The sequence below is a fragment of the Streptomyces sp. NPDC044921 genome (genome assembly GCF_056432865.1).
The window spans coordinates 74,799-88,045 of the sequence record NZ_JBWKIF010000010.1; the positions used below are offsets into that span (position 1 = coordinate 74,799).

The window sequence follows — 13,247 nt, forward strand, 5'->3', positions numbered from 1 at the left end:
CAGGCCGCCTTTCACGGTTCGCGGGCAGGGCGCGGCGGCCCGTGCCCGGGCAGGATGAATGGAGGGACACCAAACCGCCCTTGTGAAAGGGAAGTTCCCAGCGGTGGTGTTGGGGCAGATCATACGGCTTCGGGGGGCCGTTCCGTGCAACGCGCGTGTTACGGGTTCCGGGGCACGACACCCGGGCCGGGCCTTGTCCCGGGCGCGCGGATGTGATCTCTTGGGGTGGCGTGCGCTGAGCGCGGAGGGGGCGAGAGGTGACGTCGACGGCCGGGGGAGCCGGACAGCTGCTGGCCATCAGCGATCTGCACATCGGCTACCCGGAGAACCGCGCCCTCGTCGAGGACATGCGGCCCGGGACGGACGACGACTGGCTGCTCGTCGCCGGAGACGTCGCGGAGACCGTGGCCGACATCCGCTGGACCCTCAAGACACTCGCGGCCCGCTTCCGCCGGGTCGTCTGGGCGCCCGGGAACCACGAGCTGTGGACCCATCCGAGCGACTCGGTCACCCTGCGCGGCGTCGCCCGGTACGAGTACCTGGTCGAGCTGTGCCGGGAGCTCGGCGTGACCACGCCGGAGGACCCCTACCCCGTCTGGCGGGGCCCCGGCGGCCCCGTGGCCGTCGCCCCGCTGTTCCTGCTGTACGACTACTCGTTCCTGCCTACCGGGTGCGAGACCAAGGAGCAGGGCCTGGAATACGCCCACGGCACCGGGATCGTCTGCAGCGACGAGTACCTGCTGCACCCCGATCCGTACCCCAGCCGGGAGGACTGGTGCCGGGCCCGGGTCGCGGAGAGCGCGCGCAGACTCGCCGAGCTGCCCGGCGACCTGCCGGTGATCCCGGTCAACCACTATCCGCTGCACCGGCATCCGACGGACGTCCTGTGGCACCCCGAGTTCGCCATGTGGTGCGGGACCGCCCTGACCGCCGACTGGCACCGCAGGTTCCCGGTCCGCACGATGGTCTACGGCCATCTGCACATCCCCAGGACCACGTTCCACGAAGGCGTGCGGTTCGAGGAGGTGTCGGTGGGTTATCCCCGCGAGTGGCGCAAGCGGCCCGGGCCGCCGGGGCGGCTGCGGCGCATCCTGCCGGGGGAGGGCGAGGAGCGGTGATCGAGGAACTGCTGCCCCAGACGGTGGTCACGGTCGAGGCGTACGGCCACGACGGCCCGGACACCCCGATGTACCCCGAGGAGGCGGCCCTCGTGGTGCGGGCGGTCCCCAAGCGGCAGCGGGAGTTCGCCGTGGTCCGCTCCTGCGCCCGGCGCGCCATGGAGAAGCTCGGCGTGCCGCCGCAGCCGATCCTGCCGGGGGAGCGCGGCGCCCCCGGCTGGCCGGACGGGCTGGCCGGCAGCATGACCCACTGCGACGGCTACTGCGCCGCCGCCCTGGTGCGCGCCGGCGACCTGGCCTCGCTCGGGATCGACGCGGAGACTGCCGCGCCGCTGCCCGAAGGGGTCCTGGCGTCGGTGGCCCTGCCGGCCGAGGAGCAGCGGCTGCGGCGGCTCGCGGCGGAACACCCCGGCGTCCACTGGGACCGGCTGCTGTTCAGCGCGAAGGAGTCCGTCTACAAGGCGTGGTTCCCCCTCACCGGGAAGTGGCTGGACTTCATGGAGGCGGACATCGAGATCACCCCGGATGGCGGCTTCAGGGCCCGGCTCCTCGTCCCGGGACCGCTGGTGGGCGGCCACCGCCTCGACCGCTTCGGCGGCCGCTGGACCACCGGCCGCGGCCTGGTCGCGACCGCGGTCACCGTGCCGCACCCCTGAGCACGGCCCCGGTCCCGGGATCCTGCCTGGGGGTGCTGGTCACGCGATCCCGCCCGGGGGTTGGTTACGCGCCCCTGTCCGCGGGGGGCGCTGCTCACCGAATCCCGCCGGGGATTGCTGCTTACAGAATTCCGCCCGGGGGTGCTGGACACGCGATTGCGCCCGGGCGTGCTGGTTACGGGCCTCCGTCCGGGGTGTTGCTCGCCGAATCCCGCCCAGGGACTGTTGCTTACGGATTTTCGCCCGGGGGCTGCTGCTTACGGGATCCCCGCCCCCGGCGGAGGTGTTGCCGGGCCCCGGCCCGGCGAGCCCGCGCCCGTGACGGGCTCGGCAGGGACCGCTCGGCGACCCCGGCGCCCCGACCCCGGCAGCCGGCCCGGGGAACAGGCGCCACGGGCCCGGCTCGGAGCCCGGCCCCGGGCTCAGGGCCCCGGCTCCGGGCACCAGCTCTCCAGCAGGCGGAAGAAGGCCTCCTCGTTGCCCGCCAGGCCCGCACGCTTCAGGGCCTGTTCCGCGTCGGCGAGTACGGCGGGCGGGACGACCGGCGGGCCCGTCTCCCGGTCGAAGGCGGCGCGCACGGTGTGCAGCAGCCGCAGATAGGCCTGGACGGCGGTGCGCTCGCGGTCGGTCAGTACGGCGGTGGGCATCGGTCGGCTCTCCCCGTGTCGGCGTCGTCGCTCCCCGCGCGCCTCGCGGCGCGCACGCCCCGCACAGCCGGGGCGTACCTCCAGCTTGCCGCCCACCACTGACAATCCGGCCCGGGAGCCCGCCGGTTCGCCCGCTCGGCGCAGGCCGGACCGGGGCGCGCCGCGCGGAGCCGGTGCCACCGGTCAGCTCTGCGGCCCCCGGTAGCCCAGCGACGCCTCGATCCGCCCCGCCAGATGGTCCCGCTGCGCCGGCCCCCGCGACGCCGAACCCGACAGCCACGCCCGGCACTTGCTGGCGAGCAGCAGACCGAAGCTCTCGGCCTCCTTCTCGTCGTCGAGGTCGAACCGCGTGCGCGCCGCCACCTTCAGGACCGTCGCCTGGAGGTCGGCGCCCTCGTCGAGCAGCCGGGCCGCGACGGCCGCGCCCTGGACGTGGTGCGAGCAGTGCCCGGCCTTCATGTGCCACAGCTCGTGGCCGAGGATCACCAACTGGTGATCGGGGGCGGTGCGTTCCTCGATCACCACGAGGTCCTGCTCGGCCATGTCGAGCCAGAGCCCGCTGGCGGTCCCGGGCGGGAAGGCGGCCGTACGGAAGTGGACGGGACGGCCCCGGCGTCTGCTCATGGCGTCGCACAGCGCGGCGTACAGCTCGTCGGGCCGTGCCGGCGCGGGGAGGGTCAGCTCCGCGACCAGCTCGCCGCACAGGCGGCGCATTTCCCTACCGATGCCCACAGTTCTCCCCACGGTCACGACTCGGGCCGCTTGACGCTCTCCAGGAGCATGTCCAGCCACTCCGCGACCTTGTCGCGGTGCTGGTCGGTGGGCAGCTGCGCGGCCCGCCAGGCGATGCCGCGCACGCCGTGGTCCTGCAGCAGCCGCTCCAGTGGGTCGTCCGCCGCCGCGGCCGCCTCGCGCTCCCGGTCGGCGAGCTTCTGCAACAGCTCCTGCTCCGTGTGCTGCAGGGCGCTGACCAGCGCCTCGGGGTCCTCGGCCGTGAGGAACCCGGCGTGCACCCGGAAGAACCGCTGCAGTGCGTCGCAGTGCTCCATGGTCGGCCGGCGGTCGCCGTTGATGAGGGCGCCGGCCTGCTGCCGGGACATGCCCGCGCCGTCGGCGATCTCCTGCTGGGTGTACTTGCGGCCGTTGGGCTTGAGCCGGGTCCGGCGCAACAGGTCGAGGCGCTGCAGGAACCGGGCCTGCACATCGGGCTCACCGGCGGGCCGGCCGCTGAGCAGGGCCTTGACCACGGGCTCCGGGACCCCGGAGGCGACGGACAGCCGACCGGTGTCGAAGACCTCGGCGTGCGGCACGCCGAGCCGGTCGGCGAGCGCGGTGACACGGGAGACGACGGCCGGTAGCACGGCCGTACGCGTGGCGCCCGGACCCTCGACGAAGCCACCCGTCACCGACGATTCTCCTACGTCTCTCACAGGCTTCTCACAAGCGGATGCCGTGACTTACCCGGCGTGAACTTCCCGGAGCGTAGCCGGTGCCTCGAACTCACATCCAGGTCTCGCCACAACTGTGGCCAATTTCAGCCGTCAACAGGCACGAAATGCCACGATAGTTGACACGCATCAGCCCGGGGCACCAGGATCGGGGCGCCGCGTCAAGGCCGCACAGGCAAGAGGGGTGACCTCCCGATGGCATTTCAGGCAGGAGGGCAGCGGCCGGCACCGCGGCCCGTCCCCGAGACTCCAGAGGCCCAGGCCTACCTGGAAGACTGCGCCGGGCTTCTGGAGGCCGTCTCCTTCCCCTCGCTCGTCGTCGACCACTGCTGGGACGTCGTCCTCACCAACAGCGCCTTCCGGTCACTTTTCGCCGGGGTCGGCCCGCACCCCACGGCCATGCCGGACGGGAACTTCCTCCGGTTCGTGCTCTTCCACCCCGACGCGCCCACGGTGCTCGGCGAGCACGAGGCGAGCTGGTGCCTGCCGATGCTCGCGCACTTCGCGCGGACCGTGGAGAGCCACGGACCCGACCACGGCCTCCAGGCCATCCGCCGTGAGATCGCCCAGGACCCGATCATGGAGGCCGCCTACCGGCAGGGGCTGCCGCACTGGATCCGCGCGGTCGGTGAGGAGGCCGCCGAGATCGACGGTGCCGTACGGCCGCTGCTGCACCCGGACCCGCGCTGGGGCGCGACCGGCTGCCGGGTCGTCGCCGAGACCTCCCGGACCCTGGCGGAACTGGGCTTCACCCGGCTCACGTTCGTCCTGCGCGACGCACGCCGGACCCCGTCCCGGGACCGCAGGACGCGCCGCACCGCCTCGCACCTCAGAGTCGTCCCGGCGGCCGACTGAGGCGTCCCGGCCGCGCCGCCCGTCACCCGCCGCCCGTCACCCGGTGGTCGTCCGTCGTCCGTCGTCCGGCAGTCCTCGCGGCTGTCTTCCCCGACGGTGTGGTGTGTGACATAGTACTGCCGTGGGCAAGCCGCTGACCTGCGATGTCGTGGTGGTCGGTGCCGGGATGGTCGGCGCCGCCTGCGCGCTGTACGCGGCCCGGGCGGGTCTGGACACGGTCGTGGTGGACCGGGGCCCGGTGGCCGGAGGGACGACCGGCGCGGGGGAGGGGAACCTCCTCGTCTCCGACAAGGAGCCCGGCCCCGAGCTCGGCCTGGCCCTGCTCTCCGCCCGCCTGTGGGGCGACCTGGCCGCTGAAGGGCTGGGCGCGGCCGTCGAGTACGAGGCCAAGGGCTCGCTCGTCGTCGCCGGCACCGAGGCGGCCCGCGCCGGGCTGGAGGCACTCGCCGCGGGACAGCGCGCTGCCGGGGTCGAGGCGGTGACCGTGCCCGCCGACCGGCTCACCGACCTCGAACCGCATCTGGCCCCCGGCCTGGCCGGCGGCATGCACTACCCGCAGGACGCCCAGGTGATGCCCGCCCTCGCGGCGGCGCACCTGCTGCGCGCCTCGGGCGCCCGGCTGCGCACCGGCCGGGAGGTGACCGGGGTGCTGCGCGGCGCGGGCGGAGCGGTGCGCGGGGTGCGTACCGACCGTGGCGACCTGTACGCCCCCGCCGTGGTCAACGCGGGCGGCCCCTGGGGCGGCGAGGTGGCGGCCCGGGCCGGCGTGTCGCTGCCGGTGCTGCCGCGGCGCGGCTTCGTCCTGGTCACCGAGCCGCTGCCGCCCCGCATCCGGCACAAGGTGTACGCCGCCGACTACGTGGCCGACGTCGCGAGCGACGCGGCGGAGCTGCGGACCTCCCCGGTGGTGGAGGGGACGCCCGCCGGGCCGGTCCTCATCGGCGCCAGCCGCGAACGGGTCGGCTTCGACCGCTCCCTCTCGCTGCCGGCCCTGCGCGCGCTGGCGGCGGGCGCGACCCGGCTCTTCCCGTTCCTCGCCGGCGTCCGGGCCATGCGGACGTACGCCGGCTTCCGGCCCTGTCTTCCGGACCACCTGCCCGCGATCGGCCCGGACCCCCGGGCGCCCGGGCTGTACCACGCCTGCGGCCACGAGGGCGCGGGCATCGGGCTGGCCACCGGCACCGGACACCTGGTCGCCGCGCTGCTGACCGGGCGGGAGCCCGGCCTGGATCCCGCGCCGTTCCGGCCCGGCCGCTTCGCCGAGGAGGCCGGGTGAACCCCCTGGAACTGGCGGGGGCGTGCCCCGGGCCCGCCTTCACGGTCACCTTCGACGGGCGGCCGGTCGAGGCGCTGCCCGGGCAGACGGTCGCGGCCGTGCTCTGGTCGGCGGGCGTCACCTCCTGGCGCGTCACCCGCGGCGCGGGCCGGCCACGCGGGGTGTTCTGCGGCATCGGCGTGTGCTTCGACTGCCTGGTCACCGTCAACGGCCGCCCCAACCAGCGTGCCTGCCTGGTGCCGGCCCGGCCGGGGGACGTGATCGCCACGCAGGACGGCACGGGACACCGGGGGGCGGCCCGTGCGGACTGACCTCCCCACCACCGGCCCCGGACGAGCGGCCCGGTCCCCCCACGACCGGCCGACGACCGGCAGCACCCGGGCGACGCGGACCGCAACCGCCGCCACCGGCGCCCCGCACGCGGCAGCGCGTGTGGCGGCCGCTCGTGGCGGAGGCGGTGGGGGCGTCGGGGCCGGGCGGTCCGCGCCTTGCGTGCGACGGGTGCCGAGCGCGGTGGCGGGGGTGCGGGCCGGTCCGGCCGGGGCCGCCTGGGGACGGGTGGGCCGTGCGCTGGGAGCCGGCCTGCCGGTGTGCCGGCCGCTCGCGGCGGAGGTGGCGGGAGGCACCGGGGCCGGGCCGTCCCCGACCTGCGCGCGACGGGGGTCGGGCATGCGGGGGCGGACGTGCGGCCCGGTCCGGTCAGCACCGGCCGACGGCAGCGAAGGGGCGGCGCATGCGTACCGAACTCGTCGTGATCGGCGCCGGGCCGGCCGGGCTCGCCGCCGCGCTCGCGGCCTCCGCGCGCGGCGTGCGGGTCGCGCTCGTCGACGCCGCGCCCGAGCCGGGCGGCCAGTTCCACCGGCAGCCCGCCGCCGGGCTCCGGGCCGGACGCCCCGAAGCGCTGCACCACCGGTGGCGCACCTGGGAGCGGCTGCGGTACGGACTCGCCGCCGGTTCCGTGCGCACGCTGACCGACCACCACGTGTGGTGCGTGGAGCGCGATCGGGACGGTTTCACCGTGCACGCGCTGCTCGGGCCCGAACAGGAGGAGCCCGCCGAGGTGCACGCCCGGTCCGTGGTCCTGGCCACCGGCGGCTACGAGACGGTGCTGCCCTTCCCCGGCTGGACGCTCCCGGGCGTCGTCACCGCCGGGGGCGCGCAGGCCATGCTCAAGGGCAGCCTCGTGGTCCCGGGGCGCCGGGCCGTCGTCGCCGGGTCGGGGCCGCTGCTGCTGCCCGTGGCGACCGGCCTCACGGCCGCCGGGGTCCAGGTCGCCGCGCTCGTGGAGTCCACCGCCCCGAGGCGTCTCGTCCGCCACGGCCGAGCCCTGGCCGACAAGCTCCCGGAGGGCGCCGGGTACGCCGCCCGGCTCCTGCGCCACCGCGTGCCGGTCCTGGCCCGCCACACCGTCGTCCGCGCCCACGGCGACGACCGGGTCACCGGGGTGACCGTCGCCGCTCTCGGCACCGACGGCCGCGTCCGGCCCGGCACCGAGCGGGAGCTGGCCTGCGACACCCTCGCCGTCGGCCACGGCATGCTCCCGCACACCGACCTCGCGGAGAGCCTCGGCTGCCGCCTCGACGGGCTCGCCGTGGCCGTCGACGACGAGCAGCGCACCGACGTGCCCGGCGTGTGGGCGGCCGGCGAGGCCACCGGCATCGGTGGCGCGTCCCTCGCCCTCGCCGAGGGACACATCGCCGGCTGCTCCGCCGCCGCCCGACTGCGCGGCACCGCCCCGGACCCGGCACCCGCAGCCCTCAAGGCCCGTACACGGCTCAGGAGGTCGGCCGCCGCCCTCGACTCCGCCTGCGCGCCGCCCGCGCACTGGGCCGAGCAGCTCACCGACGACACCGTGGTCTGCCGCTGCGAGGAGGTCACCGCCGGCGCCGTGCGCGACGCCCTGGACCTCGGGGCGGGCGACGAACGGACGGTGAAGCTGATGACGCGGGCCGGGATGGGCTGGTGCCAGGGCCGGATGTGCTCCACCGCGGTCGCCGGTCTCGCCGGATGCGTACCCACCCCGGCCCGGCGGCCGTTCGCCCGTCCCGTACCGCTCGGCGTCCTCGCCCGGCACCACCCCCAGGAGGGACTGTCATGACCGACCACCGACCCTGGCGCGGCGTCCTCGTCGCCACCGCGCTCCCGCTGCGCGAGGACCTGTCCGTGGACCTCGACCGGTACGCCGAGCACTGCGCCTGGCTGGTCGGCAGCGGCTGCGACGGCGTCGTGCCGAACGGCTCCCTCGGCGAGTACCAGGTGCTCACGCCCGAGGAGCGGGCCCGGGTCGTCCGGACGGCGGTCGCCGCGGTCGGCGGGGAACGCGTCATGCCCGGTGTCGCCGCCTACGGCTCCGCCGAGGCCCGGCGCTGGGCCGAGCAGGCCGCCGAGGCCGGCTGCCGGGCGGTGATGCTGCTGCCGCCGAACGCCTACCGCGCCGACGAGCGCGCCGTCCTCGCCCACTACGCCGAGGTGGCGAAGGCGGGCCTGCCGGTCGTCGCGTACAACAACCCGATCGACACCAAGGTCGACCTCGTGCCGGAACTGCTCGCCCGGCTGCACGGCGAGGGCCTCGTCCAGGGGGTGAAGGAGTTCTCCGGCGACGTCCGCCGGGCCTACCGGATCGCCGAACTCGCCCCCGGACTCGACCTGCTGGCGGGCGCGGACGACGTCCTGCTGGAGCTGGCCGTCGCCGGCGCGAAGGGCTGGGTGGCGGGCTACCCGAACGCCCTGCCGCGGGCCTCGGTCGAGCTCTACCGCGCGGCCGTCCGCGGCGATCTCGACACGGCACTGCCCCTGTACCGGCAGCTGCACCCGCTGCTGCGGTGGGACTCGCGGGTGGAGTTCGTCCAGGCCATCAAGCTGTCCATGGACCTCGTCGGCCGCCACGGCGGCCCGTGCCGCCCGCCCCGGACGCCGCTGCCGCCCGAGCAGGAGGCCGCCGTCCGGGCCGCCACCGAGAAGGCCGTCGCCGCCGGACTCTCCTAGCGAAGGACCGATCATGCGCAGCCAACTCGTCCTGCACGCCGTCGACTCGCACACCGAGGGCATGCCGACCCGTGTGATCACCGGCGGCATCGGCACCGTCCCCGGCGCCACCATGAACGAACGGCGGCTGTGGTTCCGCGCACACCGCGACGACGTCAAGCAGTTGCTGATGAACGAGCCGCGCGGCCACTCCGCCATGAGCGGCGCGATCCTCCAGCCGCCGACCCGGCCCGACTGCGACTGGGGCGTCCTCTACATCGAGGTCTCCGGCTACCTGCCGATGTGCGGCCACGGCACCATCGGCGTGGCCACCGTGCTCGTCGAGACCGGCATGGTGGAGGCCGTCGAACCCGTCACCACCATCCGGCTCGACACCCCGGCCGGCCCGGTGGTCGCCGAAGTGGCGGTCGAGGACGGCGCCGCCAGGGCGGTCACCCTGCGCAACGTGCCCTCGTTCGCGGTCGCACTGGACCGCGAGGCGACCCTCGCCGACGGGCGGACGGTGACCTACGACCTCGCCTTCGGCGGCAACTTCTACGCCATCCTGCCGCTGGAGCGGTTCGGCCTGCCCTTCGACCGGTCCCGCAAGGACGAGATCCTCGCCGCGGGGCTGTCCCTCATGGCCGCCGTCAACGCCGAGGACCCGCCGGTCCACCCGGAGGACCCCTCCATCCACGGTCTCCACCACGTCTACCTGGCCGCCCCCGGGTCGACGGCCCGGCACTCCCGGCACGCCATGGCCATCCACCCGGGCTGGTTCGACCGCTCGCCCTGCGGCACCGGCACCAGCGCCCGCATGGCGCAGCTCCACGCGCGCGGTGAACTCCCGCTGCACACCGAGTTCGTCAACGAGTCCTTCATCGGCACCCGGTTCACCGGCCAACTGCTCGGCACCACCGAGGTCGCCGGGCGCCCGGCCGTCCTGCCCAGCTTCACCGGGCGCGCCTGGATCACGGGCACGGCCCAGTACCTGCTCGACCCCGAGGACCCGTTCCCGGCCGGGTTCGTCCTGTAGATCCGGCTCCCGCCCGTCCACCACGAGAGGAAACCCCGACCGTCATGCCCCCGCAGCACACCCCCGCCCTGCCCGTGCTGGGCAGGAAGCCCAGCCACCGGGAGCGGGTCGCGGACGCGTTGCGGGCCGCCCTGATCGCCGGCGAACTGCGTCCCGGCGAGGTCTACTCGGCGCCGGGCCTCGCCGCCCGCTTCGGCGTCTCCGCCACCCCCGTGCGCGAGGCGATGCTCGACCTCGCCAAGGAGGGCCTGGTCGACACCGTGCCCAACAAGGGCTTCCGCGTCACCGCCGTCTCCGACCGGCAACTGGACGAGTACACCCACGTCCGGGCGCTGATCGAGATCCCCACCACGGCCGGCCTCGCGGTCACGGCCGACCCGGCCGCCCTGGAGGCGCTGCGGCCGGTGGCGCGGGAGATCGTCTCCTCGGCCGCGGCCGGAGACCTGATCGCGTACGTCGAGGCGGACCTGCGCTTCCACCTGGGCCTGCTGGCCCTCGCCGGCAACGACCACCTCGTCGACGTCGTCCGCGACCTGCGACGCCGCTCCCGGCTGTACGGACTGACCGCACTGGTGGAACAGGGGCGGCTGGAGGCCTCCGCCGAGGAGCACCTGGAGATCCTGGACGCGCTGCTCGCCCGGGACGAGGAGGCCGTGCGGGCGGTGATGACCCGGCACCTGGGACACGTCCGGGGCCTGTGGGCAGCGCCCTGACCACTTTCTTGCGCGATTACGCAAAGGGCTTGCGTAACTTGCGCTACGCTTGCGGTCATGACGCGACGACTGGCCGAGGTGGCGAAGAAGGTCGGGGTCAGCGAGGCCACGGTCAGCCGGGTGCTCAACGGCAAGCCCGGCGTCTCCGAGCCGACCCGGCAGGCGGTGCTCTCCGCCCTGGACGTGCTCGGCTACGAGCGGCCCACCCAGCTGCGCGGCGAACGCGCGCGGCTGGTCGGCCTGGTCCTGCCCGAGCTGCAGAACCCCATCTTCCCGGCGTTCGCCGAGGTCATCGGCGGCGCCCTGGCCCAGCTCGGGCTGACGCCGGTGCTGTGCACGCAGACCCGGGGCGGGGTCTCGGAGGCGGACTACGTGACGCTGCTGCTCCAGCAGCAGGTCTCCGGCGTCGTCTTCGCCGGCGGGCTCTACGCCCAGGCCGACGCGCCGCACGGCCACTACCGGCAGCTCGCCGAGCGGAACATCCCGGTCGTGCTGGTCAACGCGGCCATCGAGGACCTGGGCTTCCCCGGCGTGTCCTGCGACGACGCGGTCGCCGTCGAGCAGTCCTGGCGGCACCTGGCCTCGCTCGGGCATGAGCGGATCGGGCTGGTGCTCGGCCCCGGTGACCACGTGCCCTCGGCGCGCAAGCTGGCCGCCGCGCGGGCCGTCGGGCACGTCCCCGACGAGTTCGTCGCGCGCGCCATGTTCTCCATCGAGGGCGGCCACGCGGCGGCGGCCCGGCTCATCGACCGGGGCGTCACCGGCTTCATCTGCGCCAGCGACCCGCTCGCCCTCGGCGTCGTACGGGCCGCCCGCCGCAAAGGGCTCGACGTGCCGTCACGCATCTCGGTCGTCGGCTACGACGACTCCGCGCTGATGAATTGCACCGAGCCCCCGCTGACCACGGTCCGCCAGCCCATCGAGGCCATGGGCAAGGCCGTCGTGGAGCTGCTGAACGCGCAGATCAGCGGCGGTTCGGTGGCGGCGGAGGAGCTGCTGTTCGAGCCGGAGCTGGTGGTCCGGGGGTCCACCGCGCAGGCACCACGCAGCTGACATCCGCACTGCTGTCGAATAATTACAGATTCTGCGCGGCATCTTGCGGTCAGATGTTGCCGGTGCTTGAGTGTGCGGCGCCCCGGCTCCTTCGTGAGGCGTCCACTCGCTCCTGCCCTGAGAGGGGTCCACCGATGACACGCACCGGGATCCGCCGTACCCTCGCCGCGCTCGGCGTCAGCGCCCTCGCGCTGACCGCCTGCGGTGGCGGCGCCGACGAGTCCGCGGACGGCAAGACCCGCATCACGGTCAACTGCATGCCGCCCAAGAGCGCCAGGACCGACCGCGCGTTCTTCGAGGAGGACGTCGCCGCCTTCGAGAAGCAGCACCCGGACATCGACGTCGTCCCGCACGACGCGTTCCCCTGCCAGGACCCGAAGACGTTCGACGCCAAACTCGCCGGCGGGCAGATGGAGGACGTCTTCTACACGTACTTCACCGACGCCGGACACGTCGTCGCCATCGGCCAGGCAGCCGATCTCACGCCGTACGTCGAGGAGCTGGAGAGCTACGGCACTTTGCAGAAGCAGCTGCGCGACATCTACACCGTCGACGGCAAGGTCTACGGCATCCCGCGCACCGGCTACTCGATGGGCCTGATCTACAACAGGGCCCTCTTCGAGAAGGCCGGCCTCGACCCCGACCGTCCGCCGGCCACCTGGGCCGAGGTCCGCACCGCCGCCAGGAAGATCGCCGGCCTGGGCGGCGGCACCGTCGGATACGCCGACTACAGCGCCCAGAACCAGGGCGGCTGGCACTTCACCGCCGAGCTGTACTCCCAGGGCGGCGACGTCGTCAGCGCCGACGGCGAACGGGCCACGATCGACACTCCCGAGGGCCGGGCCGTCCTGCAGACCCTGCACGACATGCGCTGGACCGACGACTCCATGGGCAGCAAGCAGCTCCTCGTCATCAACGACGCCCAGCAGATGATGGGTTCGGGAAAGCTCGGCATGTACCTCGCCGCCCCCGACAACATCCCCATCCTCGTCAAGGAGAAGGGCGCCGACTACGAGGACATCGCCATCGCCCCGATGCCCGGCGGCAAGGCCACGCTCGTCGGCGGCGACGGCTACATGGTCAACAAGAAGGCGAGCCCCGCCCAGATCCGCGCCGCGCTCAAGTGGCTCGACCACATGTTCCTCACCCCCGGGGACGGCTTCCTCGGCGACTACGCCCGCGCCAGGAAGCACGACGCCCCGGTCGGCCTGCCCGAGCCGCGCCTGTTCACCGGCGCCGCCGACGCCGAGGACCAGCGGGTCAAGCAGGCCAACGCCAACGTCCCGGTGGAGAACTACCAGTCCTTCCTCGACGGCAACCAGCGCCTGGAGATGAAGATCGAGCCGCCGCACGCCCAGCAGATCTACTCCGTCCTCGACGGGGTCGTCTCCGCCGTCCTCACCAAGGAGGACGCGGACATCGACCGGCTGCTGAAGGACGCCTCCGGCAAGATCGACGGCATCCTGGCGCGGGGCTGAGCC

Annotated in this window: 14 protein-coding genes; 11 read left to right on the plus strand and 3 right to left on the minus strand. The window is 74.4% G+C overall.

Translation table 11 applies throughout. From position 1 onward, the window contains the following. The first annotated feature begins 257 nt into the window (after positions 1-257). Both AC07DA_RS17560 and AC07DA_RS17565 read left to right on the plus strand, forming a co-directional pair. Positions 258-1,118: a metallophosphoesterase family protein gene (locus AC07DA_RS17560; protein ID WP_479129049.1), complete on the plus strand. Its 861-nt coding sequence runs from the start codon at positions 258-260 to the stop codon at positions 1,116-1,118. Beyond that, positions 1,115-1,774 (plus strand): 4'-phosphopantetheinyl transferase family protein, encoded by a 660-nt coding sequence (locus AC07DA_RS17565; RefSeq protein WP_479129050.1) that lies wholly within the window; start codon positions 1,115-1,117, stop codon positions 1,772-1,774. The genes AC07DA_RS17560 and AC07DA_RS17565 overlap by 4 nt, the downstream gene beginning before the upstream one ends. A 422-nt stretch (positions 1,775-2,196) precedes the next feature. Here AC07DA_RS17565 and AC07DA_RS17570 read toward each other — a convergent pair whose 3' ends face one another. The 3 genes from AC07DA_RS17570 to AC07DA_RS17580 form a co-directional block, all read right to left on the minus strand. Further along, a complete protein-coding gene (locus tag AC07DA_RS17570) occupies positions 2,197-2,421 on the minus strand; it encodes a hypothetical protein (RefSeq protein ID WP_479129051.1) in 225 nt (74 codons plus the stop codon). 183 nt (positions 2,422-2,604) lie between these two features. Further along, the gene (locus AC07DA_RS17575) at positions 2,605-3,135 is read right to left on the minus strand and encodes a toxin-antitoxin system, toxin component (protein WP_479129218.1); all 531 of its coding nucleotides are present in this window, start codon (positions 3,133-3,135) and stop codon (positions 2,605-2,607) included. A gap of 32 nt (positions 3,136-3,167) precedes the next feature. Further along, positions 3,168-3,827: a helix-turn-helix domain-containing protein gene (locus AC07DA_RS17580; protein WP_094053727.1), complete on the minus strand. Its 660-nt coding sequence runs from the start codon at positions 3,825-3,827 to the stop codon at positions 3,168-3,170. A gap of 237 nt (positions 3,828-4,064) precedes the next feature. Here AC07DA_RS17580 and AC07DA_RS17585 point away from each other — a divergent pair, with 237 nt between their 5' ends. The 9 genes from AC07DA_RS17585 (at position 4,065) to AC07DA_RS17625 (ending at position 13,244) form a co-directional block, all read left to right on the plus strand. Further along, the gene (locus tag AC07DA_RS17585; RefSeq protein WP_479129052.1) at positions 4,065-4,724 is read left to right on the plus strand and encodes an MmyB family transcriptional regulator; all 660 of its coding nucleotides are present in this window, start codon (positions 4,065-4,067) and stop codon (positions 4,722-4,724) included. 121 nt (positions 4,725-4,845) lie between these two features. After that, on the plus strand, positions 4,846-6,000 hold the full coding sequence (locus AC07DA_RS17590) for an NAD(P)/FAD-dependent oxidoreductase (RefSeq protein ID WP_479129053.1): 1,155 nt from the start codon (positions 4,846-4,848) through the stop codon (positions 5,998-6,000). Further along, positions 5,997-6,311 carry a (2Fe-2S)-binding protein gene (locus tag AC07DA_RS17595; RefSeq protein ID WP_479129054.1) on the plus strand — a complete coding sequence of 105 codons (315 nt, stop codon included), beginning with the start codon at positions 5,997-5,999 and terminating at the stop codon, positions 6,309-6,311. The genes AC07DA_RS17590 and AC07DA_RS17595 overlap by 4 nt, the downstream gene beginning before the upstream one ends. Before the next feature lie 422 nt (positions 6,312-6,733). Beyond that, the gene (locus AC07DA_RS17600) at positions 6,734-8,098 is read left to right on the plus strand and encodes an FAD-dependent oxidoreductase (RefSeq protein ID WP_479129055.1); all 1,365 of its coding nucleotides are present in this window, start codon (positions 6,734-6,736) and stop codon (positions 8,096-8,098) included. After that, positions 8,095-8,985, plus strand: a complete 891-nt coding sequence (locus AC07DA_RS17605; RefSeq protein WP_479129056.1) for a dihydrodipicolinate synthase family protein — start codon at positions 8,095-8,097, stop codon at positions 8,983-8,985. Before AC07DA_RS17600 ends, AC07DA_RS17605 begins: the two co-directional genes overlap by 4 nt. 13 nt (positions 8,986-8,998) lie before the next feature. Next, the gene (locus AC07DA_RS17610; RefSeq protein WP_479129057.1) at positions 8,999-10,000 is read left to right on the plus strand and encodes a proline racemase family protein; all 1,002 of its coding nucleotides are present in this window, start codon (positions 8,999-9,001) and stop codon (positions 9,998-10,000) included. A gap of 44 nt (positions 10,001-10,044) precedes the next feature. Further along, positions 10,045-10,713, plus strand: coding sequence for a GntR family transcriptional regulator (locus tag AC07DA_RS17615; RefSeq protein ID WP_479129058.1), 669 nt, complete (start codon positions 10,045-10,047; stop codon positions 10,711-10,713). A gap of 57 nt (positions 10,714-10,770) precedes the next feature. Continuing rightward, positions 10,771-11,766 (plus strand): LacI family DNA-binding transcriptional regulator, encoded by a 996-nt coding sequence (locus AC07DA_RS17620; RefSeq protein WP_479129059.1) that lies wholly within the window; start codon positions 10,771-10,773, stop codon positions 11,764-11,766. Between the two features lie 134 nt (positions 11,767-11,900). Beyond that, entirely contained in the window at positions 11,901-13,244 is a 1,344-nt protein-coding gene (locus AC07DA_RS17625; protein WP_479129060.1) for an ABC transporter substrate-binding protein, read from the plus strand. The last annotated feature ends 3 nt before the right edge of the window (positions 13,245-13,247 follow it).

What these genes read in the sequence shown, in the direction of transcription:
- AC07DA_RS17625 (WP_479129060.1), top strand. Translation starts at nt 11,901, where the DNA reads ATGACACGCACCGGGATCCGCCGTACCCTCGCCGCGCTCGGCGTCAGC.
- AC07DA_RS17570 (WP_479129051.1), bottom strand. Translation starts at nt 2,421, where the DNA reads ATGCCCACCGCCGTACTGACCGACCGCGAGCGCACCGCCGTCCAGGCC.
- AC07DA_RS17600 (WP_479129055.1), top strand. Translation starts at nt 6,734, where the DNA reads ATGCGTACCGAACTCGTCGTGATCGGCGCCGGGCCGGCCGGGCTCGCC.
- AC07DA_RS17585 (WP_479129052.1), top strand. Translation starts at nt 4,065, where the DNA reads ATGGCATTTCAGGCAGGAGGGCAGCGGCCGGCACCGCGGCCCGTCCCC.
- AC07DA_RS17605 (WP_479129056.1), top strand. Translation starts at nt 8,095, where the DNA reads ATGACCGACCACCGACCCTGGCGCGGCGTCCTCGTCGCCACCGCGCTC.
- AC07DA_RS17615 (WP_479129058.1), top strand. Translation starts at nt 10,045, where the DNA reads ATGCCCCCGCAGCACACCCCCGCCCTGCCCGTGCTGGGCAGGAAGCCC.
- AC07DA_RS17610 (WP_479129057.1), top strand. Translation starts at nt 8,999, where the DNA reads ATGCGCAGCCAACTCGTCCTGCACGCCGTCGACTCGCACACCGAGGGC.
- AC07DA_RS17575 (WP_479129218.1), bottom strand. Translation starts at nt 3,135, where the DNA reads ATGCGCCGCCTGTGCGGCGAGCTGGTCGCGGAGCTGACCCTCCCCGCG.
- AC07DA_RS17620 (WP_479129059.1), top strand. Translation starts at nt 10,771, where the DNA reads ATGACGCGACGACTGGCCGAGGTGGCGAAGAAGGTCGGGGTCAGCGAG.